Here is a 26,301-nt window from a genome sequence, read left to right on the forward strand (position 1 = left end):
ACATATGTTTATTTTACCAAAATAGTGGGAATTTGTAAAGTTAATTGAATTTTGAGAATGAAAGTTTATAAATCTTGGTTATAAAAAAACAAAGGATTTCTGCCTTTCATACAGTCCTCCCTTGTTTTTATGCGATTTATCATTTAAATATCAATGAATTAACTGATAACCTAACGAAAGCAAGATTCTCATTCACGTTATTTTATGTGCTTTTCTAAATCCTTTTGATACTGAGCATTCGATTCCAGTTTTTCCTTTTGCCACTTTTTGAAGGCCGCATCATACTCTTTAGTTGTCACAATATCATTTTGAAGTTCCATTCCTTTAAAAATAAATGGATCCCCCTTAATACCGACCTGTGAATAAGCTTTGGTAAATGGAACAGTACGACTAACCATAGGAGAGCCCCCTGAAGAAGCAACTGGAATAAGAAGTGAACTATCAGTAACCCAAGCCTGTGCTTTGGCATACTTTTCGTATCGTTTATCAAGATTACTTGTCTCAGAAGCCGCATCATCCAAGAGCTTCTTGTATTCATCCAAGCCAACTTTCGCCACAACTTCAGGATCCTTGCCCTTTGTTATACCTAGATGTTTCAAGGCAGAACCCTTCTTAGCATCTAAAATATTGAGATAGGTTGCTGGATCTTGGTAATCTGGTCCCCAACCTGTTCCGTTCAAATCATAATCTTTTTGGGTTGGAACTTTAGCTTGAGAAGTAATACTTTCCTTCTCATTATCTGTCATTTGAAGAACATCTATAATGACATTCTCCGTTCCAAGCGTTTCTTCAATTGATTGTTTTAGCGAATTGGTTTGTTGAACCGCAACTACATCAGTTTGCTCAACAGGCACATCCAAATGAATCGGGAAACTCACTCCCTTAGCTTGCAATTCTGACTTCGCTTTTTCAAATGCAGATTTAGCCTTTGTTGGATTGTAAATTGTATCCTTACCATCTGTGAGAGTCACATCTTTCCACTGTTCTCCATATTTCAGTAGTTCATCCTGAGCCAACTGTCCGAAGGTCTTCCCAGCTACTTGAACGTAATTATCTGGCACTAGACTATTACGAATAATCTTATCCGCACCCTCTTCACCGTTTAATTGAGCTGTATAGGCGTGGCGATTAAATGCAAAATTAAGAGCCTGACGGAAGTTCTTATTGAGAAGAGCTTCTTTTGTTGATGTTTTTTGTGACTCATCTGTTTTAGCTGTTTTATTGTAAGACTGGCGGTTTACATTCACAGTGAGGTAGTAGCTTGTTGCCTCTTGTGGACTATAGACAATCTTATCTCCGTACTCTTTCTTAGTTGACTCAAAGTTTGAGCTTGCTGGAAAAAGACGTGCAGTGGTATAGGCACCTTGTGTAAAGCTACGAATTAAGGATTCTTGATCTGAACCATCATAGAATGTCAATTTAACATTATCAATTTTGACATTATCCTTATCCCAATAGTTAGGATTTTTTTCATATTCAATCACAGATTTAGAAATCAAAGATTTCAAAAAATATGGGCCATTGTAAAGAATACTTGATGGAGTTGGCGCTCCGTAATCCTTGCCTGTTGCATTCAAAAATTCTTCATTTACAGGAAGCATGGTTGCTGTGGTTACTTTAGAGTTCCAAAAACTTTCCGGGTTATTAAGGGTATATTCTACCGTATAATCGTCAAGAGCCTTCACACCTACAGTTGAGAAATCGTTTGTCTCACCACTAACATAAGCCTCCAATCCTTTGATAGATTTCTCGACCAAAGAAAGACCATCAGACTTTCCATCTGCTGCATGTTTCAGACCTGTAACAAAATCCTGAGCTTTGACTTCCGCATACTCCTCTCCTTCAGAAGTATACCACTTCACACCTTTACGTAGTTTGTAAGTATAAGTCAAGCCATCTTTAGAAACTGACCAATCCTCTGCTAGAGAAGGAATGAGATTCCCATATTTATCATTTTCTAAAAGACCGTCGACGACATTACCTATTACGTCAGAAGTTGAACTTTTACTTGTAAGGCTATAATCCAAGGATGATGGATCAACTGCATAAACATAAGAGAATGTTTTGGGAGCATCTGCATTTTTTTCACTTTTCCCACAAGCTGTTAAAAGAATGGCTGTACTCAAGGTCACTCCTGCTCCTATGAGCCACTTTTTCGATTGCATAAATAATCTCCTTCAAAATAGTATTTTCACTATTATACCCTATTTTTTTATAAATGCAAGACTTCTTGTAGAATTTGTTAGAAAATTCTAACAAATGTTTTTAAAAGAGTTTTTACACAACTTTTAGCAAAAAGAGGCTGGGAAAAAAGTCTTTAAAACAAAAAACGCATAATATCAGGTCTTGAAAAAACTTGGTACTATGCATTTTATTGTGGAAAGATTTACTTCATTTTCTCCTGAAGTCGAGTTTTTGCCCAATCTCTCTCATTTTAGTCAGTCAATTCCACACAGAAAGCATCCCATGGAGCCAAGATTTGTTTTTCAAAGACTTCTTGAGCCACGGTGTTTTCAATCAAGACAGATTTGACGTTTCCTTCTACGGTCAAGTCTTGTTCTTCATTGGACAAGTTAGCTACGACTAGGAAACGATGGTCCCCATCTTTACGGATATAGGCGAAGACCTTGTCAGCCGTATCAAGCAATTCAAAGTCAGCTCGAATCAGCCAACTGTTTTCCTTACGGATTTGAACCAGTTTCTGATAGGTATAGAAAATAGAATCTGGATTTGCCAGCGCTTCTTGAACGTTGATTTTTTGATAGTTTGGATTGACTGCCAACCAAGGTTGAGCAGTTGAGAATCCAGCGTTTTTGCTCTCGTCCCATTGCATAGGGGTACGGGCATTGTCACGTCCAATGACACGGATACTGTCCATGATTTCTTCTATCGGAACGCCTTTTTCAAGAGCCTCACGCGCATAGTTAAGAGATTCAATATCTTCTACTTGATCTAGCGTTTCAAACGGATAATTTGTCATCCCAATTTCCTCACCTTGATAGATATAAGGAGTCCCTCTCATGAGATGAAGCAAGATTGCAAAGGCTTTGGCAGATTTTTCTCGGTATTCTTGGTCATTTCCCCAGATTGAGACGATACGAGGGAGGTCATGATTATTCCAGAAGAGGGAATTCCAGCCCTCCTCAACTCCTAACTCTGTCTGCCATTTGTTGAAAATCTCTTTTAACTTAGTAATATTCAGTTCTTTTTGATAGTGCCATTTAGGCTGACCCTCCTGATACTGAAGACCGATGTGTTCGAACTGGAAGACCATAGACAATTCTTGTCCCTTTGGATCTGAGTAGAGCTTGGCAATCTCTGGCGTTGCTCCCCAGGTCTCCCCTACTGTCAAGAGATCCTTATCTCCAAAGGTCGCCTGATTCATTTCCTTGAGATAGGGATGGAGCATCGGACCATTATTGACTACTTTCTCGTCAGGAATTTTCCCAATCATGTCAATAACATCCATGCGGAAGCCGCCAATCCCTTTATCAATCCAGAAGTTCATCATTTCATAAATTTTCTGGCGAAGTTTTTCATTTTCCCAGTTGAGATCTGGCTGTTTCTTACTGAAAAAGTGAAGATAGTATTGACCCGACTTTTCATCGTATTCCCAAGCAGAACCACTAAAGATAGACTCCAAATCATTGGGTTCGTCCCGCCAGATATAGTAGTCTCGCTCAGGGCTATCAGAATTTTCACAGGCCTCGACAAACCAAGCATGTTCATCTGAGGTATGATTGACCACCAAGTCCATGATGATACGGATATCACGTTTCTTAGCTTCTGCGATCAGTTGATCCATATCCTCCATGGTCCCGAAAATAGCTGCAATCGCTTGATAATCAGCAATATCATAACCATTATCATCCATAGGGCTGGCATAAACAGGAGACAGCCAAATCGCTGTAATCCCTAACTTGGCTAGATAGTCTAACTTACTAGTAATTCCTGGCAAATCACCAATTCCATCTCCATTACTATCCATAAAACTCTTAGGATATACTTGATAGACTACGGCATTGTGCCACCATTTTTCTTGCATCTTCTTACCTCATTATTTTAATAATCTACAGTCTATGATAGCGCTTTTTAGATTTTTGTGCAAGCGTTTGCCTAATCTTTTTGATTTCTTTTTTAGCTCCGTAGTTTCCTAACTCTCATTTTTTTTATATAATAGAGGTCAGAGGTAAAAAAATGAAAAAACAAGCTTTTAGTTCTGAACAATATTTGAATCTACAACGCGACCACATTTTGGAGCGCATTAACCAATTTGACGGCAAGCTCTACTTAGAGTTCGGCGGTAAAATGTTAGAAGATTTCCACGCCGCTCGTGTCCTTCCTGGTTATGAGCCTGACAACAAAATCAAGCTCTTACAAGAGTTGAAAGAGCAAGTTGAGGTTGTGATCGCCATTAACGCTAGCAATATCGAACATTCCAAAGCACGTGGTGACTTGGGCATTTCTTATGACCAAGAAGTTCTTCGTTTGATTGACAAATTCAATGAATTAGGGATTTTTGTTGGCTCCGTGGTCATTACACAATACGCTGGCCAACCAGCTGCGGATGCCTTCCGCAACCAACTCGAGAAAAACGGAATTGATTCTTATCTTCATTATCCAATCAAAGGATACCCAACAGATATGGATCACATCATTTCTCCAGAAGGTATGGGGAAAAACGACTACATCAAAACCAGTCGCAACTTGATTGTCGTAACTGCTCCTGGACCTGGTTCTGGAAAATTGGCAACCTGTATGTCCAATATGTACCACGACCAAATCAATGGTATCAAGTCTGGCTACGCTAAATTTGAAACCTTCCCAGTTTGGAACCTCCCCCTTCATCATCCAGTTAATTTGGCCTACGAGGCTGCCACAGCTGACCTTGATGATGTCAACATGATTGACCCTTTCCATCTTCAAACCTATGGAGAAACCACTGTCAACTACAACCGTGATATCGAGATTTTCCCAGTACTCAAACGCATGTTGGAACGCATTCTAGGAGAGTCTCCATACGCTTCTCCAACAGACATGGGTGTCAACATGGTTGGTTTTGCTATTACAGACAATGAAGCGGCTATCGAAGCTTCTAAACAAGAAATCATCCGTCGCTACTATCAGACTGTCCTTGATTTCAAAGCCGAAAAAGTGGGCGAATCTGCTGTCAAGAAAATTGAGTTGCTTATGAACGACCTCGGCATCACACCTGCAGACCGTAAGGTTGCTGTCGTTGCCCGTCAAAAAGCAGAAGAAACTGGCGGACCAGCCCTAGCCCTTGAATTGCCAAATGGGGAAATCGTCACAGGTAAGAACTCCGAACTCTTTGGCCCTACAGCCGCTACCTTGATCAACGCTATCAAGAAATCAGCTAACATTGACAAGGAAGTAAAACTCATCGAACCTGAAGTCGTCAAACCGATCCAAGGTCTAAAAATCGATCATCTGGGTAGCCGCAATCCACGCCTGCATTCAAATGAAATCCTGATTGCACTGGCTATCACAGCTACAGAAAATCCTGATGCTGCTCGTGCTATGGAAGAACTTGGCAACCTCAAAGGAAGCGAAGCCCACTCAACCATCATCTTGACTGATGAAGACAAGAATGTCCTTCGCAAATTGGGTATCAATGTAACCTTTGACCCTTACTACCAATACGACCGCTTGTATCGTAAATAACGATTTCAACCTCTCTACCCTCGGAGAGGTTTTCTCTCTGTCTCAAGAGCCGGCTTTATGTTATAATGAAAAGAGAAAACTGAAAGGATTTACCATGTCAAAAGAAGTTATTGTTGAAAGTTTTGAACTTGACCACACCATTGTTAAAGCACCCTATGTTCGCTTGATTGGGGAAGAAACAGGGCCAAAAGGAGACATCATCTCCAATTATGATATTCGCTTGGTACAGCCAAATGAAGACTCGATTCCTACCGCTGGCCTTCACACTATCGAACACCTCTTAGCCAAACTCATCCGTACCCGCATTGACGGCATGATTGACTGCTCACCATTTGGTTGTCGCACAGGCTTCCACATGATTATGTGGGGGCGCCATACCAGCGCCGAGATTGCAGCTGTTATCAAGGATTCGCTTAAGGAAATCGCTGAAACCACTACTTGGGAAGATGTTCCTGGAACAACCATTGAATCTTGCGGTAACTACAAGGATCACAGCCTCTTTTCTGCTAAAGAATGGGCAAAACTCATCCTTGAACAAGGAATTTCAGACGATGCCTTTGAGCGTCATGTGATTTAAACACAAAAAAGGAACCAGTTTTTTTCAGCTGGTTCCTTCTTTTTATTCTCAAAATTTTCTCTTAGGCTTTTTCACGAATAACCAAAATGCCATCTTCCATATCTGCTTCTAGGTGTTTGGCATCTAGGTGATCCAAATGGAAGTCTGTCACCTTATCACGAATTTCTTGTTCAACCACGCGACGGAGCGGACGAACACCCATGACTTCATCATAGCCTTCTTCTGTAATATAATCCTTAGCCGCTTGACTGACTACCAAATCAATGTCTTTCTTAGCCAAGGTTTGGTTGACTTCAGCCAACATCAAGTCCACAATCTTAGAAAGGTCTTCCTTAGTCAAGTGCGAGAACTCGATAACTGCGTTGAAGCGGTTAAGGAATTCTGGACGGAAGAATGGTTTCAAACGATCCATCAATTCTGGTTTGTCCGCATCTTCTGTCAAGTTGGCTTCATAGCCAAATCCAGCATTTGAGGTCGCAATAATGACAGTGTTTTTAAAGTTTACTGTATTTCCCTGACCATCTGTCAAACGACCATCATCTAGGACTTGGAGGAGAAGAGTGATCACTTGAGGATCAGCCTTTTCAATTTCGTCGAGAAGGACGATTGAGTATGGATTGCGACGGACGCGTTCTGTCAAGGTATTGTTGTTGTCATCGTAACCAACATAACCTGCAGTTGTACCAATCAATTTAGATACGGCTGTGCGGTCGCTGTATTCAGACATATCCAAACGGATGATAGCATCTTTCGTTCCGAACATATCAAGAGCCAATTGTTTAGCAAGTTCAGTCTTACCAACTCCAGTTGGACCTACAAAGAGGAAGCTACCGATTGGACGGTTACCTTCATCAAAACCAGCACGGTTACGTCGGATAGCACGAGCTACAGCTTCAACTGCCTTGTCTTGGCCGATCACCTTGTCTTGCAAGCGATGAGCCATATCTTTCAGACGTTCGATGTCTGACGCTCCCATTTGTGACACTGGAATACCGGTCATTCGTTCTACAGATTCAGCCACATCGTTGATACTTGCAGTCACCTTCATATCTTCTGTATGGTTTTCGATTTTCTTTTCCAGTTCTGCGATGCGTGTTTTATAGTTTAGAGCTGCTTCAAAATCTTCTGCCTCAACTGCTTTTTCTTGCTTGTCTTTTTCCGCTTCAATTTCACGTTCAACAGCATGAACATCTGTTACAGGATGTTGGGCTGCCAAGTGTGCTGCCGTTACATCCACAAGGTCAATAGCCTTATCTGGCAAGCTACGTTGAGGAATGTATTGTACAGAATAATCCACTGCTGCTTTCAAGACTTCATCTGGCAAGATGACATTGTGGTGTTGTTGATAGAGATCACGAATTCCTTGAAGGATTTTATATGTATCCTCTGCTGAAGGAGCATTGACCTTGACTTCGTTGAAACGACGAGCAAGAGCTGCATTCTTCAAGATGGTGTTACGGTATTCATCTTGAGTCGTTGCCCCAATCACTGTCAATTCTCCACGAGAGAGAGCTGGCTTGAGAATATCCGCAAGCCCTTTAGAACCACTGTCTCCACCAGTGCTACCTGCACCGAGGATTTGGTGAATTTCATCAAAGAAGAGAATAATATTCCCTGCTTCTTTCACTTCATTGACTAGGTTTTGAACGTTTTCTTCAAAACTACCACGGTATTGAGTACCAGCCTCAAGACCAGAGATGTCAATTGAAATAATTTCCTTATTCTTGATAGCAGCTGGGACATCGCCGTTCACAATGGCTTGCGCTAAGCCTTCGACAACTGCTGTCTTACCAACACCTGCATCTCCGACCAAAACAGGATTGTTCTTGGTACGACGTGAGAGGATTTCAGATGTTTCTTGAATTTCCTTGTTTCGTCCGATAACAGGATCCAACTTGCCCTCGCGAGCTTCTGCTGTCAAGTTTCGACCTAGTTTAGCAAGGACACCGTCTTGTTTCATACCTGACGTATGTTGTGGCATTTGTCCATCAGTCTCTGCATTTCCTGGCAGTTGACCAGTTGCACGATAATGAGCAAATTCCTCAGGTGTGACTTCACGTCCATTAATCAAGTAACGGCGATTTTCAGAACTGTATCCTCGCATACCACCCATCAATTGGTTAAATAAATCATCCATGTTATTAAAATTATTAAAGTTGTTATTCATATTCTTTACCTCTTTTTGTATTTCTTCGTTATTATTACTGATATTGACTATCTTTGACCTTTGTTTTAAAAAATTTAGACTAGCTAAATCGCTACTCTACGTACTATTTCTGGTTTTTCTTTTTCAAGCAGGAGTAGACTATCTTTACTTCTGAAGATTTCTAGATTAAACATAGACCCCACCTCTTTCTATTTTACTTTAAATAAGTGTTCTAGTAAGGCTTTCATTTACCTTACGTTCATAATATACTACATTAGTCAGAAAAGGTCAAGTATTTTAACTTTAATTGACCAATATTTTTTATACTCTTCAAAAATCTCTTCAAACCACGTCAGTTCTATCTGTAACCTCAAAACAGTGTTTTGAGCACTTCTTAGTTTGCTCTTTGATTTTCATTGAGCATAAGTGTTCTAGTAAGGCTTTCATTTACCTTACGTTCATAATATACTACATTAGTCAGAAAAGGTCAAGATATTTGACTTTGATTGACCAATGTTTTTTAAACAGCAAAAACACCCTGAAACATCAGGGTGCCATTCTTACATCAAATATAAAATTGCTAGGGTCAAAAGACTTGCTAGAAGTCCCACTCCCCAAAAGAAGAAATCAACCTTCCACTCGCTCCAAGGATTTCCTTTACCAGACAATCCTCCAAGCTCAAAATGGTGATGGACAGGTGTCATACGAAAAATACGTTTACCACCAGTCATTTTGAAATAGCCGACTTGCATCATGACCGAAGTTGTTTCAAAGACATAAACAATTCCGATAATCAAGAGAGTCCATTCTTGGTGGAGGGCCATAGAGATAGCTGCCAACATTCCACCAAGAGCCAAACTTCCCACATCCCCCATAAAGACCTTGGCAGGCTTGTGGTTAAAGACGAAGAAACCAAGCAAACCACCAATCATGGCAAGAATCACTAGAAGGATATCCATCTGACCTTGCACATAGGCAATAACGCCATAGGCTGACAAACTAATTACCACTGAAATACTAGCTAGACCGTCAATGCCATCTGTCAAGTTGACTGCGTTTGAAAAACCGACTAGCCAGAAAAGAGCGAAGACAATATAGAAAAATCCCAAATGAACTGGATAACCAAATACAGACAGGATATCGCCCCCACGCTCATAGAAAAGGTAGAAGATAACTCCACCTAAAAGCTGAAGAGCCAATTTTTGCTTAGGATTGAGACCTTCATTGATTTTGCGGAAGACCTTGAGAAAGTCATCTAAAAAACCAACCAAGCCATACAAGACCAAAATAAACAAAATCATTCCTACATTATTGCTGAATTGGCTACTAAATAGGGCAAAAAAGAAAGCAACCAAAACAGAAGTAATTAAGAAAACCAAACCGCCCATTGTAGGCGTGCCAGCTTTTGCCTGGTGTTGTTTGACATCTTCATGCATCTGCTGGCCTGTAATTTGCGCCTTTCTATAAAATTGGATAAAGGCCGGAATTCCTACTAAAGTTAGTAAAAATGTCACAATTCCAGCACTGATGGAAATAAACATATTAGTCTCCTAAAGTTAATGTAATTTTTTTAATGTTTTTGATAGCTGTATTGGTCCGAACATCTTGCTTCTGAACAACGGAACCTGAACCTTCAAATTCCAATTTAATATCTAACCATTTGGCAAAGGTCTCAGCAGTCTCTTTTTTCCAACCATACATGTCTGGAATTTCCTCTACCTTATCAGATAAAAGGAGAACTTGTTGGTTTGGTGTAAGATTTTTTCCTTCTTCTACAGAAGACTCTTTAATTTTTGTTCCAGTACCAACAACGATTGGTTGCACAATATTTCGGCGTAAGGCTTCCGCCAAATCACCAGGTGAAATATCCTTGATGCTAGGCATTGCATAAGAAGACTCTGTCGTCACTTGATCTAAATTCTTAGCAGGAGATTGAAGATTGAGAGATTCTTTCATAGCTGAAGCCCGCTCCAAGATTGGATTGGCAAATTCCCCTAACTGGATACCTGAATAATGTTCAGGTTGTTGAACTGTTACATACAAGATAAAGTCAGGATTTTCAGCAGGGTTCATAGCCACAACCGAGAAAATGTAGTTGGTAGAGCCAACCAAGTAGCCTCCATTTTTTTCGTCAGCGATTTGAGCCGTACCAGACTTGAGGGCTACATTTTGACCTGGGACATTAACGGTTGCTTTGCCTGTACTATGGTTATACATAGTTCCATATCTAGGATCTGTTCCTACTAAGACCATGTGAGTCCGAGTTTGACTTGCCGCATCCTTAGAAACAGGATTCCCTACAATTTCTTTTTGAGATTTACGAACGGTTTGATCATTTGGATCATACAAGGCCGTAATAAATTTCGGCTCTAACATAACACCATCATTGGCAATGGCTGTAAAAGCACGTAGCATCTGAGTCTGCGTTACAGAAATCCCCTGACCAAATGCACTCATGGCAATATTGACAATATTATCTGCAGGCAATTGACCTGTGTACTCATCAGTCAGACCAAAACGCGTCGGCACCCCAAATTTAAAGCGGTTTAGATAATCCAACCAAGTAGCATCTCCCATTTTTTGTTCAAGTAGACTCATTCCAACATTACTGGAGTGAGCGAAACCTTGTAAGAAAGTCATCATCCCACCAGTCGTCAAACCATCATTAACGTCCCAATCTCGAATCGTGGCATCTGCAATTTTTAACTCACTACTATTGAAGACTTCTCCTCCTGGAAAGGTATTATTATCAATAGCAGCAGCCAACATCATCACTTTCATAGTGGAACCTGGCTCATAGTTACTCTGGTAAAGGATATCACGCCAAACAAAGTCCTCTGTAATGCCTTCTTTTGTATCTGCATCAAAGGTCGGTCGTTGTGTCGTTGCCAGTATCTCTCCCGTTTTAGCACTGACCAAAGTCGCTGTCATGTACTTTCCTTTTACCTTCTCTTGAAAAGCATCCATCTGGGTTTCCATAAAGGACTGGAGGGGGCTGGAAATGGTTGTGTAAACATCCTTACCATCCACCGTTTGTTGGGAAACTTGCTCAGTACCTGGGACAATATTTCCCAGACGATCCTTTTCATAGGTAATAATGCCGTCTGTCCCTGCAAGAATACTGTTCAAGGAACTCTCCATTCCAGAGGTTCCCAGCAAGCTCTTGCTGCCATCTTCATTTTCATGGAGCTGAGCTAGTCCGATAAAACTAGAAGCAAATTGTCCGTTTGGGTAACTACGATTGGGACTGGTTGTAAAATCAATCCCCTTGACCTCTGCAGTTTCCAACTCTTTTTTGATAGCCATCATATTGGCATAGGTAATCCCATTGCCCTTCGAACCAAAGGAAACTTGCTTGAGATTAGGTTGCGAGAGTTGCTCTCTTACATAGGATTCTTCCATGTCCAGATACTTATGAAAGACCTCTGCCACCTTGTTAAATTGTGTTTTTTCTACGTAGAGAATCTTACCCGTTGCTGACTTATAGTTCTCATCAATGACCGCATAGACATTATAAGATGTCGCATCCTCAGCAATCGGGACTCCATTTCGGTCATAAATAGTCCCACGTTTGGCAGGAACTGTACGGGTGGTTTGATGAACCTTCTTAGCTTCCTTCGCTAAATCTGTTCCAAAGCGAGTGCCCGTCCCAATAATGACCGCAAAATTGACTAAAAAAACGGCAAAAACAAAGACAGATAATAAACTCAGACTTTTTCCAACTCTGCGTCTGTTTTCAGCCGGCGATTTCCGATTTTTCGTCGCATAACGGATTACTCTTTTTGTCCACTTCATATCTTACTCCGCTATTCGAATATTTTCATTGTTTAATTGCAAATCGTGTGAATTGGCAATTTCTTTCAAACGTTCTGCACGTAATAGTTCATTGACCTCTTGCTTGGCATCGTCCAATTCGGTCTTCTTTTCCTCTATCTGCGCATTGATTTTTGTCAAATCATTCTGCACTTGCAAGAGCTTGGTCTGCATAAAAATAATACTAATGGCTACAATAAGAGTGGTCACAGCAATGGAAAAGTAAAAAGCTTTTTCCACACGCGAAAACCGTTTAAGTTGCATCTGTAGTATTTGACCTGTTTTTTCCATTCTTTCTGCCATCTTTTTCCCTCTTACTTGTGAATTTTTCTGGCCACGCGCAACTTAGCTGAGTGCGAGCGGTTATTGGCTTCTAATTCTTCTGCACTTGGCAAGATTGGCTTGCGGGATACCAATTCCATCTTGGGCTTGAGATCATCTGGGATGAAGGGCAAGCCTTTGGGAACTTCCACTGTTGAAGCTTCCTTGAATAACTGCTTAGTCAAGCGGTCTTCTAGCGAATGGAAGGTAATCACTGAAATTCTACCATCCAGAGCCAACATATCCATAGCCTGCTGGATGGACTCATCTGCCGCCCCCAGCTCATCGTTAACTTCAATTCGAATAGCTTGGAAAATCTGCTTGGCAGGGTGACCCTTCTTCTTGAGCTCCTTGGCAGGCTTAGCCGACTTGATAATCTCTGCTAACTCAGTCGTTGTCTCAATCGGCTTCACTTCACGCGCTTGTTCAATCTTACGCGCAATCTGTTTAGAGAATTTATCCTCACCATACTTGAAGAAAATACGAACCAAGTCATGATAGTCATAGTGGTTCACCACTTCATAGGCTGTCAGACTAGCTTCCTGATTCATCCGCATGTCCAGTGGCGCATCCTTTTTATAAGAAAAACCACGCTCACGCTGGTCCAATTGAGGACTAGACACTCCCAAGTCATAACAAATCCCATCAATTTCCTGAACACCAGCTTCACGCAAACGTGCCTGCAAATGACGGAAATTATCCTTGATAAAGGTCACCATTCCCTTTTCAATGTAAGGTGCCAAGCGTTGTTGCGCATTGTCAATGGCATTCTGATCCTGGTCAAAGGCATAGAGATGGCCCTTTTCACTTAATTTACTTAATAAATATTCGCTATGGCCTGCTCCACCCAAAGTCGCATCAACGTAGATACCGTCAGGTTTTACGTCAAGCATATCAATCGTTTCGTGGAGTAAGACCGTTACATGATGAAATTCTTTTGTCATATCTTATCTATTTTACCACAAATCCGACCAGCTTGCACTAGTCAGACAAATCAGACAAGAGCGCTACTATTTCTTCAAAAAATATGTCAAAAATACTTGACACTTTATGTTTAAAAGACTATAATATAGTCAAATATATACGACATAAATCAGAAAGGAGACCAGATGAATCGTGTGAAAGAATTTCGCAAGGAACTGGGCATTTCCCAGCTCGAACTCGCCAAGGATATCGGTGTCTCGAGACAAACCATCAATATGATTGAAAACAACAAGTACAATCCAACCCTGGAACTCTGTCTCAATCTCGCCCGTAGCCTCCAAACTGACCTCAACAGTCTCTTTTGGGAGGATAATTTTTAAAAAAGGAGCCAACTCATGAAAAAAGAAACCTTCACTGAAAAACTAATCAAACGTACATACGGTATTTCTGATCCACTTGACGAATACAAACGACGCGAGGCTGATCGTATCGGCAATCAAGTCTTTATCTTCCTCTTTTATCTGATGATTTTCGGAAATCTTATTCCACTCCTTCTGGCCTATAAATATCCTCAAGAAGTGGCTCTAATCTATCCTCCTCTGATTTTAGTGATTGCCCTCATCGCTGCTGGCTATGTCACCTACCAAATGAAAAAAACAGGGATTACAGCTATTGATCCAGATATGCTAAGTGAGAAAGAAAGCAAGCAACTGCACTACCCAGGTCTGAAAGCTGGGATAGTCTATGGATTAATGAGTTTTTTTACAACCCCTCTTCTCCATATACTGCTAGGTGAGAGTCAGGACTATCTTCAGTCACTTCTCGCTTTTAAAAATATTTTTTCAAGTATTCTCCAGTCTTTCTTCTTCGGAGTGATTATACAAATTATCATCTCCCGTCGCATTGCAAAAACTAAGAAAAATCAAGATGAGGATTAGGAGGAAACTCATGAAAAAAGAAAAGAAACAGTTACGTTATCCTGGTCTGAAAGCAGGTTCGATTTATGGAACAATAATATTTTTTATAATTCCACCCATTGATACCCTAACAAGTGAAAATCCAAATTTTATCAGTTCTCTTCTAAATACAAAACATATTTTTAAAACTATACTGGGAGCTTTCTTTTTCGGAGTGATGATACATATTGTCGACTCACTTCGTATTGCAAGAGCTAAAAAAGACCAGGATTAGGAGGTACCTATGAAATCATTACTAACTTTACTTACCTATCATCTTTTGTTCAGTTCTCTGCTCATCTTCATCATCATTTCAGGGGACTTGCCAATCAGAGAGATATTCCTCGTGCTAGTCTTTTTTCCAGGGCTTAATAAAGGACTGACTTATCTAAAGATTGACTCCCCAAAAACGCGCACACTTAACTTAGCACTATACTTTATGATTCTATCTTTTCCACAACTAATGCTCGTCTCAGGCAATTGGAATTATTATTTACTGCTGACTATCGCTAGCATTTCTTCTATCACTTATCTTTATTATCTCTATCAACTCGTTAAAGAAGTCAATCAAAAACCGCTCATTTAGGAGGTTACTAGCATGAAAAAAGAAGACTTAACCATTCGCCTACTTCGAAATCTCTTTCACATTCAGGGTCCTTTTGATGAATGCCGGCAAGAAATTATCTATAAGGCTTGTGCCCGTTCCATGGTCCAAATCGTTTATTCTTCCTTCTTTCTCTTCTTGTTTTATCTATTATTTGGACGCTTCATAGAGGTCGTTCGCTATGCCATGCCCTACGTTTACTCTGGACTCATTTTTTTCATTACTTTAAAAACTCAGAGAGCCGTCAAAGAACTCCATCTGGAAAAAGATGACAAGTCAGAAATCATCCTCAAAACCTACAGCAAAGCCCAAATCAAATTTCGAAGCTGGGTTGTGTTTATCGGTCTTCAGATTGGCCTCTTTACCCTACTCATCTTTCATAAAGTCTTCGTTCAGCAGATGTCCCTTTCAGATTTTGGAAAGTTGCTCGTGCAATTCGATAAAAGTGTTCCTTTCCTGATGTATGGCCTGATTATCGGCAGCATTTTTGGAACCCTGACCTACGGATTTCTATCACTACAAGAGGAGAAGACTCCTAAAAATACCAAACAGAAGGAGAAAAGCAATCAATGACTACACTATACGATTTTTCAGTCTTAAATCAAGACAATCAAGAAACCCCATCCAATGGAAATTTCCAATATTCCTAGTCGTAACCATCATCTCAAGTTTGGTCTACTTCTATAACTTTTATCAAGTAGTTAAAGAAGTAAATCAAAAACAGTTGATTTAGGAGATTACTCCCATAATTTCTCATTTTATAGACAAATAATCCCATCCAGCTCATGCTAGATGGGATTATTTTATTTCTTAACAGAGGTTGCCAGTTATTTCCCTTTCATCTTAGAAAGTCGACTCTTTCCAACTCACACTACAATCCAAGACTTGTTGCCTTTCTTCTTGATTGAGGCCTTCAATCTGGTCAATCAAAATCTTTGTAGCCTGTTGTCCTTCTTCAAAGGCGGGCTGAACCAACGTCGAAACACTTGGAGAAGAAAAGCAAGTCCACTCCGTATTGTCAAAACCAATCAACCCAACTTGTGGCAAGTTATAATTCAACTCTTTGATAACGGTAAAGACTGGAGGTAGGGCCCAACAGTTAGGAACAAATACCAGAGTTTTTTCATCGGGATTGATTTCTTTTTGTAAAAATTCCTTAATTTGTTCCAAATTCGTATGCTTATCTTCAATGGTTAGCCTAGCGTGGCGCATATTAGCATCTGTTAAAGCATCCACAAAACCACTTGCCCGCTCAATCCGAGTACTCAAACGACTCGTATCCGCTGTAATCAAGAGAAAATGCTCATAACCTTTTTCGATACAGGACTGGGTCATATCATAAACGGCATCATAGTTATTGGTTTTGACCCAGCTAGTCCGGTGTTCATAGAGCCGACTATCAAAAAAGACCATTTTCTTCTTTTTCTCATCGATGATACGAGAATATTTTCGGAAATTAGAGGTCGGCTGAATAATAAAGCCGTCTACTCCCAAGAGAAGCATGCTTTCAATATACCTGTCCTCACTCTCTTGGCTGTAGTTACTATTTCCTATCATTACCTGGTAGCCATTCTGGCTGGCGATATCCTCAATTCCCTTAACAATTTGGGTTGAGAAACTGTTGGTAATATCACCAATCAAAACACCAATTAATTTTGTTCGTTTGGAGTTTAAGCTACGCGCAACAATGCTCGGTTTGTAATTTGTTTCATGAATAACTTTTTTAATCTTTTCACGTGTCTCTTGGGACATTTTTTCATATTTCCCGTTTAGGTAAAATGACACGGTTGTTTTCGAGGTCTGAGCCATTTCTGCAATATCTTTTATGGTCAGTTTCTTCTCCAATCTAAAACACCTCCTACTAATACCCATTATAACATATTCACTATTCAAAACGTCTATTTCTAGCACTGCAAGCGAATCATTCTCTCATTTATTTTATCATATACTAGACATTTTCCACGCATTTTTGTTCCGTCAACGAGGCATAATTTTTCACCTACACAAATATCCTCGCTTAATAACAGAATCAGCTTGTCTGTTTCGTCATTTTTCACTTCAAAAGCCAGAGCATTTTCTACTTGATGACCATCTGTCTGGTAGACAGAATGACGGATGATTTCAAAACTCTCATGCGCAATGATTGTATAATCCAGCATCTGATTCTCAAAGAATTGGTGTTTGATGAGTTTGCTACTTTTTTCAAGCTCGTTGTATTTAGGAGAAATGATCGTAGCTTCCAAATCAAAATCAACTTCACTCCATAGTTTCAACTGATTGATTTTCCCATCTTGATAGGTCACATCCTTGTCAAGGATAAACTGAGTCAACGCCTCATGCTGACCTTGACACCTGATATCATCTACCAAGAGCCATACATCCTCTGCCAACATGAGGATTTTTCTCCTGTGAAGATAAGGCAAATCAGGTTCTGCTGACAAATACGCCCCCTCAATATAATGCACTCCCTCTCTTTCTTTGTGGTGACAAAACAGGGAGTGAGGATAGTATTCATATTCCCAGGATCCCACGATCCTTTCTGGAGCTTTCCCATCTACTATACAGGTCGAATGACTCCAAGCACTCTTTAAGAGATAACGTTCATCTACCTCCCGATAAGAATAACGCCCAGTATCTATGAAAATCGGTTGGCCTTGATACTGTAAGCAAAAACTATTCTCGTCACTATGGCTATGGGCACTTCCCAGCGGACCGTTTTTAAAAAATAGATAACGATGTTCATCCTTAATGCAAACATGCCCAGAATCTTCAAAGCTCCTGAACTTAGGCTGCCAAGCTCTCTTTTCAAATTCCTGCAGTCGCTTGACCTTTTCTCGCCCCAGGAACAGGAGGCTAAGTAAATCGACTTTAACATCCAGACCGTTAAGAAGGTCTTCCTTGTTCAAAACCATAGCAGACAGGCTCAAAATCTCTGTCGTTTCTGTAGAATCGCTATCACCAAAAGCCAAGGTCCGTCCATCTAGACCTGTCATCATTTGAATGTAAGTCGCCATCTTTTCCAGCAGCTCTTGAAAGCTATCTTGCAAGTCCGGAAGCAAGAGACACAAGTCCAGCAAGGCTTTATAAACCTCTACATGATAGAGAATCGACTGTTCAAACTGACTTCCATCCTCTAAAATCTGCGTCTCGATCTGCTGTTTCAACTCCTTTGAAGCAAAATGGTAAGCTTCTTCTAGGTCCATCTTATCTGAAAAGAAATGATAGGTTGCAAGTATCGGAATCGTTTGTAAAATCCCCCAGTTACTAAGGGTGTACTTGGCGCGATAATGGCTTTTCATAAAGTCAATCTGCTTTTCTAGACTGACCAAAATTTTCTCTAGTTCTTCCTCCTCTAGCAAGTCAAATTTCAAGAGGAGCAAGAGTAGTTTCAACCAAGTAAAGGAACGAATACCCGTATCCAAGGTTCTAGTCATCAAAGATTGAGGACGAAATTCTCTCACCTGCTCAATCCAGTCAAATAGAAAGAACTTGCACTTTTGGATATAGCCCTTATCTCCTTCTACCAGGTACCCTATCATAAACTGCAAGAGATATTCTTGTCGATTGAGCATATAAGCCCATTCTGGATCATCTTCAAATACTTGATTCCACACCATCGGCTGGATTTGATGGATTTTTGAACAAGGTTCCATATCCCAAGGACTATCAAACATAAAACGATTGTCCATCAAGCGCTCAAGGGAACTCTTGACTTTCTCATAGTCTTTTGAACAGTGGGACAAGATATAATCACGATATTGGTCCCCATCAATTCTTTCAAAAAATTGTCTTCTTTCTTCTTTCATTATCTATTACCAGAAAAAGAACTACTTAAAAAGCAGTTCTTTTGTCTTTCCCATTACACTTTCCTTTTCTACATAGATGACCACACCTTTTGCAATCTGCAAGGAGACCAAGTCATCTTTGATAGAAATGATTTTTCCATGAATTCCAGACAATAACAACACTTCATCACCAGATGTTAAAGAAGCTAAATACTCTTGTCGTTGCTCCATCTGTTTGCGAAGCAACTTTTGCTGACGAATAGAATGAAAGCTTGACAGTAAAAGGGGACTCACTGCCAAGACAATCACTATTCCATAAAACAATGTTGTATCCATTAAGCTAGAATCTTAAGCCAGCTTCCGATAATTCCGATGATAACTGTTAAAATAACGAGTTTATATGTTGTCCATTTCTTTTCTTTGATCAAGTAGTAAACTAAAAGTGTAAATAGGGCTGGTAGAAGAGCTGGAGCAACCTTATCAAGCATTCCCTGAATACTTACGATACTTTGTTTAGCGTCTGCTTTAACTTCCCCTGCAGCAAAGGTGATCGGCACCATAATCTTAACAGATGTCGCTGCCAAACCAGCAATTACGGTTACACCAATAATATTGGCAATACGAGAAATCGTTGCCATCTGCTCACTTAGTTTATCAATCACAGTCGTTCCTAGTTTGTATCCATACAGACCAGTTGACAATTTAATCGCTGTCAAAATCGTATTCATCGCTAGGAAGAACAAGATTGGACCGACAACCAGGCCTTCTTGAGCAAATGAAGCTGCAATCGTTGAGAACAATGGGGCTAAACAGAATTGTGAAAGAGAATCCCCAATACCTGCCAACGGTCCCATTAAGGCCATCTTGATACTACGTGTTTCTTTTGCCGGACGGCCATTTTCCAACATTACAAGATGCAAGCTGGTAATAAAAGGCAGGAAGTGTGGGTTGGTATTATAGAATTCACAGTTTTCTTCCAAGGCTTGGTAGAAACCTTCCTGATCCTCTCCATAGTGTTTTTTCAAAGCAGGATACATCACATTGGCATATCCCAACCCTTGATAGTTACTATAGTTAAATCCATTTTGACAAAAGAATGCCCGCAAAGACGTTTTAAGATAATCACGTTTTGTTAATTTGTTAGATCCAGTCATCGTGTGCTTCCTCCTCTACCACATGATTCGCTGTTTTTGGCTTGTTATAAAATTCAATCAAAGCAAAGATAGTACCTACAATTGCAATACCAATTGTTGGGATGTTTAGATAAGCTGCACAAACATATCCCAACAAGACAAAGGGAATCAACTCTTTCTTAGCCATCACTGACAAGATCATCGCAAAACCGATAGCTGGGAGCATTTTACCAGCAACTGTCAAACCTGTAAGCAATACCGGTGGAATGTAGTCTACGAGTTTCAACAAGGTATCCATTGAAAGGGCACCCAAGCAACCCAAGGTAAATCCAATAAAGGCAAACAACCAAATTGTTGCATTTAGAGTGAACTTGAATTTCTTCAAATTATGGTTTTTCAAGTGCTTCATCGCCGTTTCAGGCGCACCAGCACGTACAGTGTAGGAGAAAGTTTGTAAGAATTGAATCGCCACAGCAATCGGAGTAGAGAGGGCAAGAGCCGCTTCTGGACTGACTTTACCAGCACTAGTGATAGCCATCAAGGTACCAAAGATACCAGGTCCGATTGGGTTTGGTGGAACAGTACCTCCAGCACCAACACCGAATCCCATATAAGCCAATTCACCAATAGCTCCCATTGCAAGAGCAGTAGGCAAATCACCTAGAATAATTCCGACACCAAATGACAGAACAATACATCTATTGGTGTAAATTCCTAACAGCATTCCACTAAAACAGAAAGCTGTCCATAATCCAATTAAAATCGCTTGAAATACATTAATCGACATAACGATCTCCTCTTTTAAATATAGTCCATAATGTTGACTTCAACAGCTCCATCATTTCCTGTTGGAGTTGTTTTCGTATTAAATGTTACTTGATAAGTTTGGTTCAATTCCTTTAGGGCTGCCTTGTCCTCTTCACCCAGGAAGATGGAGCGTGTCACTTGCTCTTTACCAGGGGCATTGTGAATGTTCCCAATATTGATTTCTTTAATAGGGACACCACCTTCTACCAAGGTTAAAGCGTCCTTCACATCCTTTACAACGATAAAGATCGTTTGAGCAGGATTAGCCTTGTGAATGATATCAATCACCTTTTGCAAAGGGAAGAAACGCATGGCAACTGAGTCTGGCACAACTGTTTTCATCAGAGTTTGTTGCATCTTGTCCGTGCTTACTTCGTCATTGGCAACAATGACCGTATTACAACCTAGGTATTTTACCCAAAGTTGTCCTTGCCCATGAATCAACCGTTCATCAATACGGGTCATAATAATATTTGGCATTGTCATATTTCTCCTCCTACCAATATAGGTTCCAGTCTTTGTAGAAACGGATAAGGGCTTCTAGGTAATAGTAGTCACCCCAGATATTGCCTTCATCCACTCCTTTACCTGAATGCCATGAGTACACACCGTGGAGGAGACTTGTCCCACCAGGGGTAAATTGATCATTTGCATAATGTTCGATCAAAGAACGAAGCATGGCATGCATAGCATGTTTATAAATATCTTTATCAGCATCCACCTCTGGGAGATGTTTTAGCATTTCATGAATCCCACAGACAGCGATAGCTGTTGCTGAAGAATCTCGTGATTGATCACTACCATCATTAAAAATCAAATCCCAATAAGAAACATGATCTTTTGGCAGACGATTCAAGAAATAATTGGTTACACCCTTAAACAAGTCAAAGCAGGACTCGTCTTTCAGGTGACGATAAGTCAAAGGAATACCATAGACTCCCCATGATTGACCACGTGCCCAGCATGAATCATCACTATACCCTTGTCTCGTTACACCTTTAAGGGGTTGACCTGTCTCAGGATCAAAGTAGAAGGTGTGGAAGGACGAAGCGTCATCACGGATTACATTATTAGCTGAAACATAGAAATGGCTTTCTGCAATATCGTAGTATTTTTGATCGCCTGTTTCTTGATAAGCAAAGAATAAGAGTTGGATGTTGAGCAAGCAGTCGATAATCAAACGGTAATGCTCTTTCTTGCCCAAGTCTCCCCAAGCTTGAATAAAACCACCTTTTTCTTGATAGCGTTCAATCAACTTATCTGCAGCTTTCAAGGCTGCCTCTCTGGCCTCTCCCTCTCCATTTATCTTATATTCAGCCATACAAGACGGTGTGTACAAGAAGCCGAGATCATGGTGATCCAATTCTACTCTCTTATTGACACGATCCAGGAAAGAAAGAACATTTTTATGAGCGATGTTTTTAAATTCATCCTGTTGACTGTATTCATAAGCCAACCACAGTTCTCCTGTCCAGAAACCATTGGTCCATTCCGTATTATCCATGATTGGATAGACATTATCAAAGGTAGCTGGCGTCGGGAAATCTTCCTTGAAATAGTCAAGGTTGAATTCTAACTGCCGAATAACCTTATCGATTGCCTGGCCGACTTCTTCTTTCGTCAGAAGTGGTACTTCTAAGAAGCGCTCAGGCGATTTTATTTCTTCAATCGTAACCTTTTTTATCATTCTTTTACCCTTTAAATACCCGATTCGAAATCTTCTTCCTCTTCCTCTGCATCCGTTGAAAACAATTCTTTACCATTTACGACTCCGCCCTGAGCCGCCACTACTGATTTATTAACAACCTCATCAAAGCTATGAGCCATTCTAGCAAAGACTGCTTCCATTAACATAGCTAAGTTCAAACCCGAGAGAACATTCATTGTTTTGGCTGGATTTTCTCCCATTATGGTAGAAGAAACCTTGAATGGCGATCCTCCCAAGAGATCACTTAGGATTAAAACTTCTTCTTCATTTGAAATTGCAAGTAAGATTTTTTGCTTGAGTTCATCTGCTGACATCCCTTCCACAAAGTCAATCGCCTCCACATTTTCTTGATTGCCTGCAATCAATTGTAAAGAACTATAAATCCCTGTGGCAAAATGTCCATGCCCTACAAGTACAATTTTCATCTTTTCTCCTTTCTTTTTTGAGTTTACCGGTTTACTCTATATTTTACATTGTAGACCTTTATTTTTATCTTGTCAATAGTTTTTTCAAAAAAATATTAGCGCTTTCATTACTTATTTAACCATTACAATAGACAGAAACTTCAAAATCTTCCGTTTTTTTTTAGGAAAACAAAGATTTTCAGAAATAAAAATATTTAATTATTGACAAAACCGGTTTACTAGAATATAATTTGGTTATAGAGAAGTCTTAACAAATTTGAAAGGAAGTATCAAATGACAAATACATCATTCTCAATTGAGCAGTTTTCTTTAAAAGGAAAAATTGCTCTCATCACCGGCGCTTCTTATGGAATTGGATTTGCTATTGCCAAATCCTACGCTGAGGTCGGCGCTACTATTGTCTTTAATGATATCAATCAAGACCTGGTCAATAAAGGGATTGAAGCTTATCGTGAAGTTGGCATCGAAGCCCATGGGTATGTCTGTGACGTGACAGACGAGGACGGTATCCAAGCCATGGTCAAGCAAATCGAACAAGAGGTTGGTGTCATTGACATCCTTGTTAATAACGCTGGTATTATCCGCCGCGTTCCAATGTGCGAAATGAGCGCCACTGATTTCCGTAAGGTCATCGATATTGACTTAAACGCACCATTTATCGTTTCAAAAGCAGTCATTCCTTCTATGATAAAGAAAGGGCATGGAAAGATTATCAATATTTGCTCGATGATGAGCGAACTGGGACGTGAAACGGTTAGCGCTTATGCTGCCGCTAAAGGCGGCTTGAAAATGTTGACCCGCAACATTGCGTCTGAATACGGTGGAGCCAATATCCAATGTAACGGAATCGGGCCGGGTTATATTGCCACTCCTCAAACAGCACCTCTTCGTGAGTTGCAAGAAGATGGTTCTCGCCACCCATTTGACCAGTTCATCATTGCAAAAACACCTGCTGCACGTTGGGGAAATCCTGAAGATTTAATGGGCCCTGCTGTCTTTCTCGCTAGTGATGCCAGCGACTTTGTCAATGGCCACATCCTATATGTAGATGGCGGTATCTTAGCCTACATCGGAAAACAACCTGAGTAAAAATAGAAAGAGGATCTTATGAAAATCGCATTAATCAATGAAAATAGTCAAGCTAGTAAGAATCACATTATTTATGATAGTCTAAAAGAAGCGACAAATAAAAAAGGCTACCAATTATTTAACTATGGTATGCGTGGAGAAGAAGGTGAAAACCCATTAACATACGTACAAAACGGCCTAATGGCTGCCATCCTTTTAAATACAAAAGCAGTCGACTTTGTTGTTACCGGCTGTGGTACGGGTGTAGGAGCTATGCTTGCTTTAAACAGCTTCCCTGGTGTTGTCTGTGGTCTAGCAGTGGACCCAACTGACGCTTACCTTTATTCTCAAATCAATGGTGGTAACGCCTTGTCTATCCCTTATGCCAAAGGATTTGGCTGGGGGGCAGAACTGACCCTCAAATTGATGTTTGAACGCTTATTTGCTGAAGAAATGGGCGGTGGCTACCCAAGAGAACGTGTAATCCCTGAACAACGCAACGCTCGTATCTTAAACGAGGTAAAACAAATCACCTACAATGATTTGATGACCATCCTTAAAACAATCGACCAAGACTTCCTCAAAGACACCATCTCTGGCAAATACTTCCAAGAATACTTCTTTGAAAACTGCCAAGATGATGAAGTCGCTGCTTATTTGAAAGAAGTATTAGCCAAGTAAAGCTATTCTAAACCAGAAAGGAACTAATGGATGACGAAAATATTACTGTTTGGCGAACCATTAATTCGAATCTCACCATTAGATGCCACCAGTATCGGCGATCATGTTGCCAGTTCGACTTATTTTGGCGGATCAGAAATTAACATCGCTTGTAATTTGCAAGCCCTGGGTATCTCAACGAAAGTCTTTACCGCACTCCCTGCCAACGAGATTGGAGATCGTTTTCTCACATTCTTGAAACAGCACCAAATCGATACCAGTTCAATCTGTCGGCTTGGCGATCGAATCGGCCTCTACTTTTTGGAGAACGGCTTTGGTTGTCGTCAAAGTGAAGTTTTCTACGATCGTAAGCATACGAGTATCAGCCAGATTCGGCCAAACATGCTAGATATGGGTTCTCTCTTTCAGGGGATTAGCCATTTTCATTTTAGTGGAATCACTGTAGCTATCGGTCAAGAGGTTCGTACGCTCCTTCTCCTACTCTTGGAAGAAGCCAAGCGCCGAGGGATTATCGTTTCAATGGATCTCAATCTGAGAACAAAGATGATTTCAGTCCTAGAAGCCAAGTATGAATTTTCTAAGTTTGCACGTTTCGCTGACTATTGCTTTGGTATTGATCCTCTCATGATTGATGACCAAAATCTAGAGATGTTCCCAAGAGACAGAGCCAGCCTAAAAGAGGTGGAAAATCGCATGCGACAATTAAAAGAAGCCTATGGTTTCAAGGCCATTTTCCATACCCTCCGCTCTAGTGATGAACAAGACAAAAATGTCTATCAGGCCTATGCTCTGGGAGAACGATTTGAAGAGTCTGTCCAACTAAAAACTGCAGTCTATCAACGAGTTGGTAGCGGGGATGCCTTTATATCTGGTGCCCTTTATCAACTACTCCATCATTCCTCCTTAAAAACTACCATTGACTTTGCAGTTGCGAGCGCAACTCTCAAATGTACTCTTCCAGGAGACCATCTCTCCACTTCCGAAACTAGTATTGAAAAATTACTGGCAAATGCACAAGATATCATTCGTTAGGAGAATTACATGACCAAATCAGATACGATTATTGAACTAAAAAAACAAAAAATTGTCGCTGTTATTCGAGGAAATACAAAGGAAGAAGGACTGCAAGCCTCGATTGCTTGTATCAAGGGCGGTATCAAAGCTATTGAAATCGCCTATACCAATCAGTATGCAGGGCAAATCATCAAGGAACTTGTAGACTTGTATCAGGACGATCAAAGTGTTTGTATCGGTGCAGGTACTGTGATTGATGCCGTAACTGCTAGAGATGCTATTCTAGCCGGAGCAAATTACGTTGTTTCTCCATCTTTCCATGCTGAAACTGCAAAAATGTGCAATCTCTACAGCACACCGTACATTCCAGGCTGTATTACTCTCACAGAGATAACGACTGCACTTGAAGCCGGTAGTGAAATCATTAAACTCTTCCCAGGTAGTGCTCTCAGTCCAGCATATATCTCTGCAGTCAAGGCACCGATCCCACAAGTTTCCGTAATGGTAACCGGAGGAGTCGGCCTAAACAACATTCCTCAATGGTTCGCTGCTGGTGCAGACGCCGTTGGAATTGGTGGCGAACTCAATAAACTCGCTTCCCAAGGCGACTTTGACCGCATTAGCGAGATTGCCAAACAGTATGTTACACTCAGATAA

At 40.5% G+C, this 26,301-nt stretch carries 26 protein-coding genes; 11 read left to right on the forward strand and 15 right to left on the reverse strand.

The window, feature by feature from the left end:
* Positions 1-197: 197 nt before the first annotated feature.
* A complete protein-coding gene (locus tag HT722_RS01320) occupies positions 198-2,165 on the reverse strand; it encodes a peptide ABC transporter substrate-binding protein (RefSeq protein WP_050116693.1) in 1,968 nt (655 codons plus the stop codon).
* A gap of 269 nt (positions 2,166-2,434) precedes the next feature.
* Positions 2,435-4,045: an alpha-glucosidase gene (locus HT722_RS01325; RefSeq protein ID WP_173277081.1), complete on the reverse strand. Its 1,611-nt coding sequence runs from the start codon at positions 4,043-4,045 to the stop codon at positions 2,435-2,437.
* 152 nt (positions 4,046-4,197) lie between these two features.
* Between HT722_RS01325 and HT722_RS01330 the strand changes: the two genes are divergently transcribed.
* Both HT722_RS01330 and HT722_RS01335 read left to right on the forward strand, forming a co-directional pair.
* Entirely contained in the window at positions 4,198-5,682 is a 1,485-nt protein-coding gene (locus tag HT722_RS01330; protein WP_173277082.1) for a DUF1846 domain-containing protein, read from the forward strand.
* Positions 5,683-5,776: 94 nt separating this feature from the next.
* Positions 5,777-6,259: an S-ribosylhomocysteine lyase gene (locus tag HT722_RS01335; protein WP_000032547.1), complete on the forward strand. Its 483-nt coding sequence runs from the start codon at positions 5,777-5,779 to the stop codon at positions 6,257-6,259.
* A 61-nt stretch (positions 6,260-6,320) separates the two neighbouring features.
* On the opposite strand, the gene HT722_RS01340 is transcribed toward HT722_RS01335, so the two are convergent.
* The 5 genes from HT722_RS01340 to rsmH form a co-directional block, all read right to left on the reverse strand.
* Entirely contained in the window at positions 6,321-8,426 is a 2,106-nt protein-coding gene (locus HT722_RS01340) for an ATP-dependent Clp protease ATP-binding subunit (protein ID WP_173277083.1), read from the reverse strand.
* 539 nt (positions 8,427-8,965) lie between these two features.
* Positions 8,966-9,946: a phospho-N-acetylmuramoyl-pentapeptide-transferase gene (mraY, locus tag HT722_RS01345; RefSeq protein WP_173277084.1), complete on the reverse strand. Its 981-nt coding sequence runs from the start codon at positions 9,944-9,946 to the stop codon at positions 8,966-8,968.
* Between the two features lies 1 nt (position 9,947).
* Positions 9,948-12,200 (reverse strand): penicillin-binding protein 2X, encoded by a 2,253-nt coding sequence (gene pbp2X / locus HT722_RS01350; protein WP_173277085.1) that lies wholly within the window; start codon positions 12,198-12,200, stop codon positions 9,948-9,950.
* 3 nt (positions 12,201-12,203) lie between these two features.
* On the reverse strand, positions 12,204-12,521 hold the full coding sequence (gene ftsL / locus HT722_RS01355; protein ID WP_000840840.1) for a cell division protein FtsL: 318 nt from the start codon (positions 12,519-12,521) through the stop codon (positions 12,204-12,206).
* A gap of 11 nt (positions 12,522-12,532) precedes the next feature.
* A complete protein-coding gene (gene rsmH, locus HT722_RS01360; RefSeq protein WP_173277086.1) occupies positions 12,533-13,483 on the reverse strand; it encodes a 16S rRNA (cytosine(1402)-N(4))-methyltransferase RsmH in 951 nt (316 codons plus the stop codon).
* A gap of 165 nt (positions 13,484-13,648) precedes the next feature.
* Here rsmH and HT722_RS01365 point away from each other — a divergent pair, with 165 nt between their 5' ends.
* The 5 genes from HT722_RS01365 to HT722_RS01385 are packed head-to-tail and all read left to right on the forward strand — an operon-like array spanning position 13,649 to position 15,596.
* On the forward strand, positions 13,649-13,843 hold the full coding sequence (locus tag HT722_RS01365; RefSeq protein ID WP_173277087.1) for a helix-turn-helix transcriptional regulator: 195 nt from the start codon (positions 13,649-13,651) through the stop codon (positions 13,841-13,843).
* Positions 13,844-13,858: 15 nt separating this feature from the next.
* Positions 13,859-14,401 (forward strand): DUF3278 domain-containing protein, encoded by a 543-nt coding sequence (locus tag HT722_RS01370; RefSeq protein ID WP_173277088.1) that lies wholly within the window; start codon positions 13,859-13,861, stop codon positions 14,399-14,401.
* 10 nt (positions 14,402-14,411) lie between these two features.
* Positions 14,412-14,654, forward strand: a complete 243-nt coding sequence (locus HT722_RS01375; RefSeq protein WP_000711735.1) for a hypothetical protein — start codon at positions 14,412-14,414, stop codon at positions 14,652-14,654.
* A 9-nt stretch (positions 14,655-14,663) separates the two neighbouring features.
* A complete protein-coding gene (locus HT722_RS01380) occupies positions 14,664-15,005 on the forward strand; it encodes a hypothetical protein (RefSeq protein WP_049513576.1) in 342 nt (113 codons plus the stop codon).
* A 12-nt stretch (positions 15,006-15,017) separates the two neighbouring features.
* Positions 15,018-15,596, forward strand: coding sequence for a DUF3278 domain-containing protein (locus HT722_RS01385; RefSeq protein ID WP_049513578.1), 579 nt, complete (start codon positions 15,018-15,020; stop codon positions 15,594-15,596).
* A 270-nt stretch (positions 15,597-15,866) separates the two neighbouring features.
* On the opposite strand, the gene HT722_RS01390 is transcribed toward HT722_RS01385, so the two are convergent.
* From HT722_RS01390 to HT722_RS01425, 8 genes are read right to left on the reverse strand one after another with little or no spacing between them, the layout of a single operon-like run.
* Entirely contained in the window at positions 15,867-16,868 is a 1,002-nt protein-coding gene (locus HT722_RS01390; RefSeq protein WP_000412459.1) for a LacI family DNA-binding transcriptional regulator, read from the reverse strand.
* Between the two features lie 59 nt (positions 16,869-16,927).
* The gene (locus HT722_RS01395; protein WP_173226252.1) at positions 16,928-18,829 is read right to left on the reverse strand and encodes an alginate lyase family protein; all 1,902 of its coding nucleotides are present in this window, start codon (positions 18,827-18,829) and stop codon (positions 16,928-16,930) included.
* A 21-nt stretch (positions 18,830-18,850) separates the two neighbouring features.
* Positions 18,851-19,144, reverse strand: a complete 294-nt coding sequence (locus tag HT722_RS01400) for a preprotein translocase subunit YajC (RefSeq protein WP_000381737.1) — start codon at positions 19,142-19,144, stop codon at positions 18,851-18,853.
* A complete protein-coding gene (locus HT722_RS01405; RefSeq protein WP_000148013.1) occupies positions 19,144-19,962 on the reverse strand; it encodes a PTS system mannose/fructose/sorbose family transporter subunit IID in 819 nt (272 codons plus the stop codon). Before HT722_RS01405 ends, HT722_RS01400 begins: the two co-directional genes overlap by 1 nt.
* A complete protein-coding gene (locus tag HT722_RS01410) occupies positions 19,949-20,728 on the reverse strand; it encodes a PTS mannose/fructose/sorbose/N-acetylgalactosamine transporter subunit IIC (protein ID WP_173277089.1) in 780 nt (259 codons plus the stop codon). The genes HT722_RS01405 and HT722_RS01410 overlap by 14 nt, the downstream gene beginning before the upstream one ends.
* 14 nt (positions 20,729-20,742) lie before the next feature.
* Entirely contained in the window at positions 20,743-21,234 is a 492-nt protein-coding gene (locus HT722_RS01415; protein WP_000178619.1) for a PTS system mannose/fructose/N-acetylgalactosamine-transporter subunit IIB, read from the reverse strand.
* Positions 21,235-21,244: 10 nt separating this feature from the next.
* The gene (locus HT722_RS01420; RefSeq protein ID WP_173277090.1) at positions 21,245-22,435 is read right to left on the reverse strand and encodes a glycoside hydrolase family 88 protein; all 1,191 of its coding nucleotides are present in this window, start codon (positions 22,433-22,435) and stop codon (positions 21,245-21,247) included.
* A gap of 11 nt (positions 22,436-22,446) precedes the next feature.
* A complete protein-coding gene (locus HT722_RS01425) occupies positions 22,447-22,881 on the reverse strand; it encodes a PTS sugar transporter subunit IIA (RefSeq protein ID WP_000706826.1) in 435 nt (144 codons plus the stop codon).
* 273 nt (positions 22,882-23,154) lie between these two features.
* Between HT722_RS01425 and HT722_RS01430 the strand changes: the two genes are divergently transcribed.
* Genes HT722_RS01430 through HT722_RS01445 form a run of 4 tightly spaced genes read left to right on the forward strand, consistent with a single transcriptional unit; the run spans position 23,155 to position 26,301 of the window.
* Positions 23,155-23,970, forward strand: a complete 816-nt coding sequence (locus HT722_RS01430) for a gluconate 5-dehydrogenase (RefSeq protein WP_061631077.1) — start codon at positions 23,155-23,157, stop codon at positions 23,968-23,970.
* 18 nt (positions 23,971-23,988) lie between these two features.
* Positions 23,989-24,630: an RpiB/LacA/LacB family sugar-phosphate isomerase gene (locus HT722_RS01435; protein WP_000684789.1), complete on the forward strand. Its 642-nt coding sequence runs from the start codon at positions 23,989-23,991 to the stop codon at positions 24,628-24,630.
* A 30-nt stretch (positions 24,631-24,660) separates the two neighbouring features.
* Positions 24,661-25,662, forward strand: a complete 1,002-nt coding sequence (locus HT722_RS01440) for a sugar kinase (RefSeq protein WP_173277091.1) — start codon at positions 24,661-24,663, stop codon at positions 25,660-25,662.
* Positions 25,663-25,671: 9 nt separating this feature from the next.
* On the forward strand, positions 25,672-26,301 hold the full coding sequence (locus HT722_RS01445; protein ID WP_173277092.1) for a bifunctional 4-hydroxy-2-oxoglutarate aldolase/2-dehydro-3-deoxy-phosphogluconate aldolase: 630 nt from the start codon (positions 25,672-25,674) through the stop codon (positions 26,299-26,301).

Origin of the sequence: Streptococcus sp. 53 (assembly GCF_013276565.1) — a bacterium.
Classification (GTDB): Bacteria; Bacillota; Bacilli; order Lactobacillales; family Streptococcaceae; genus Streptococcus.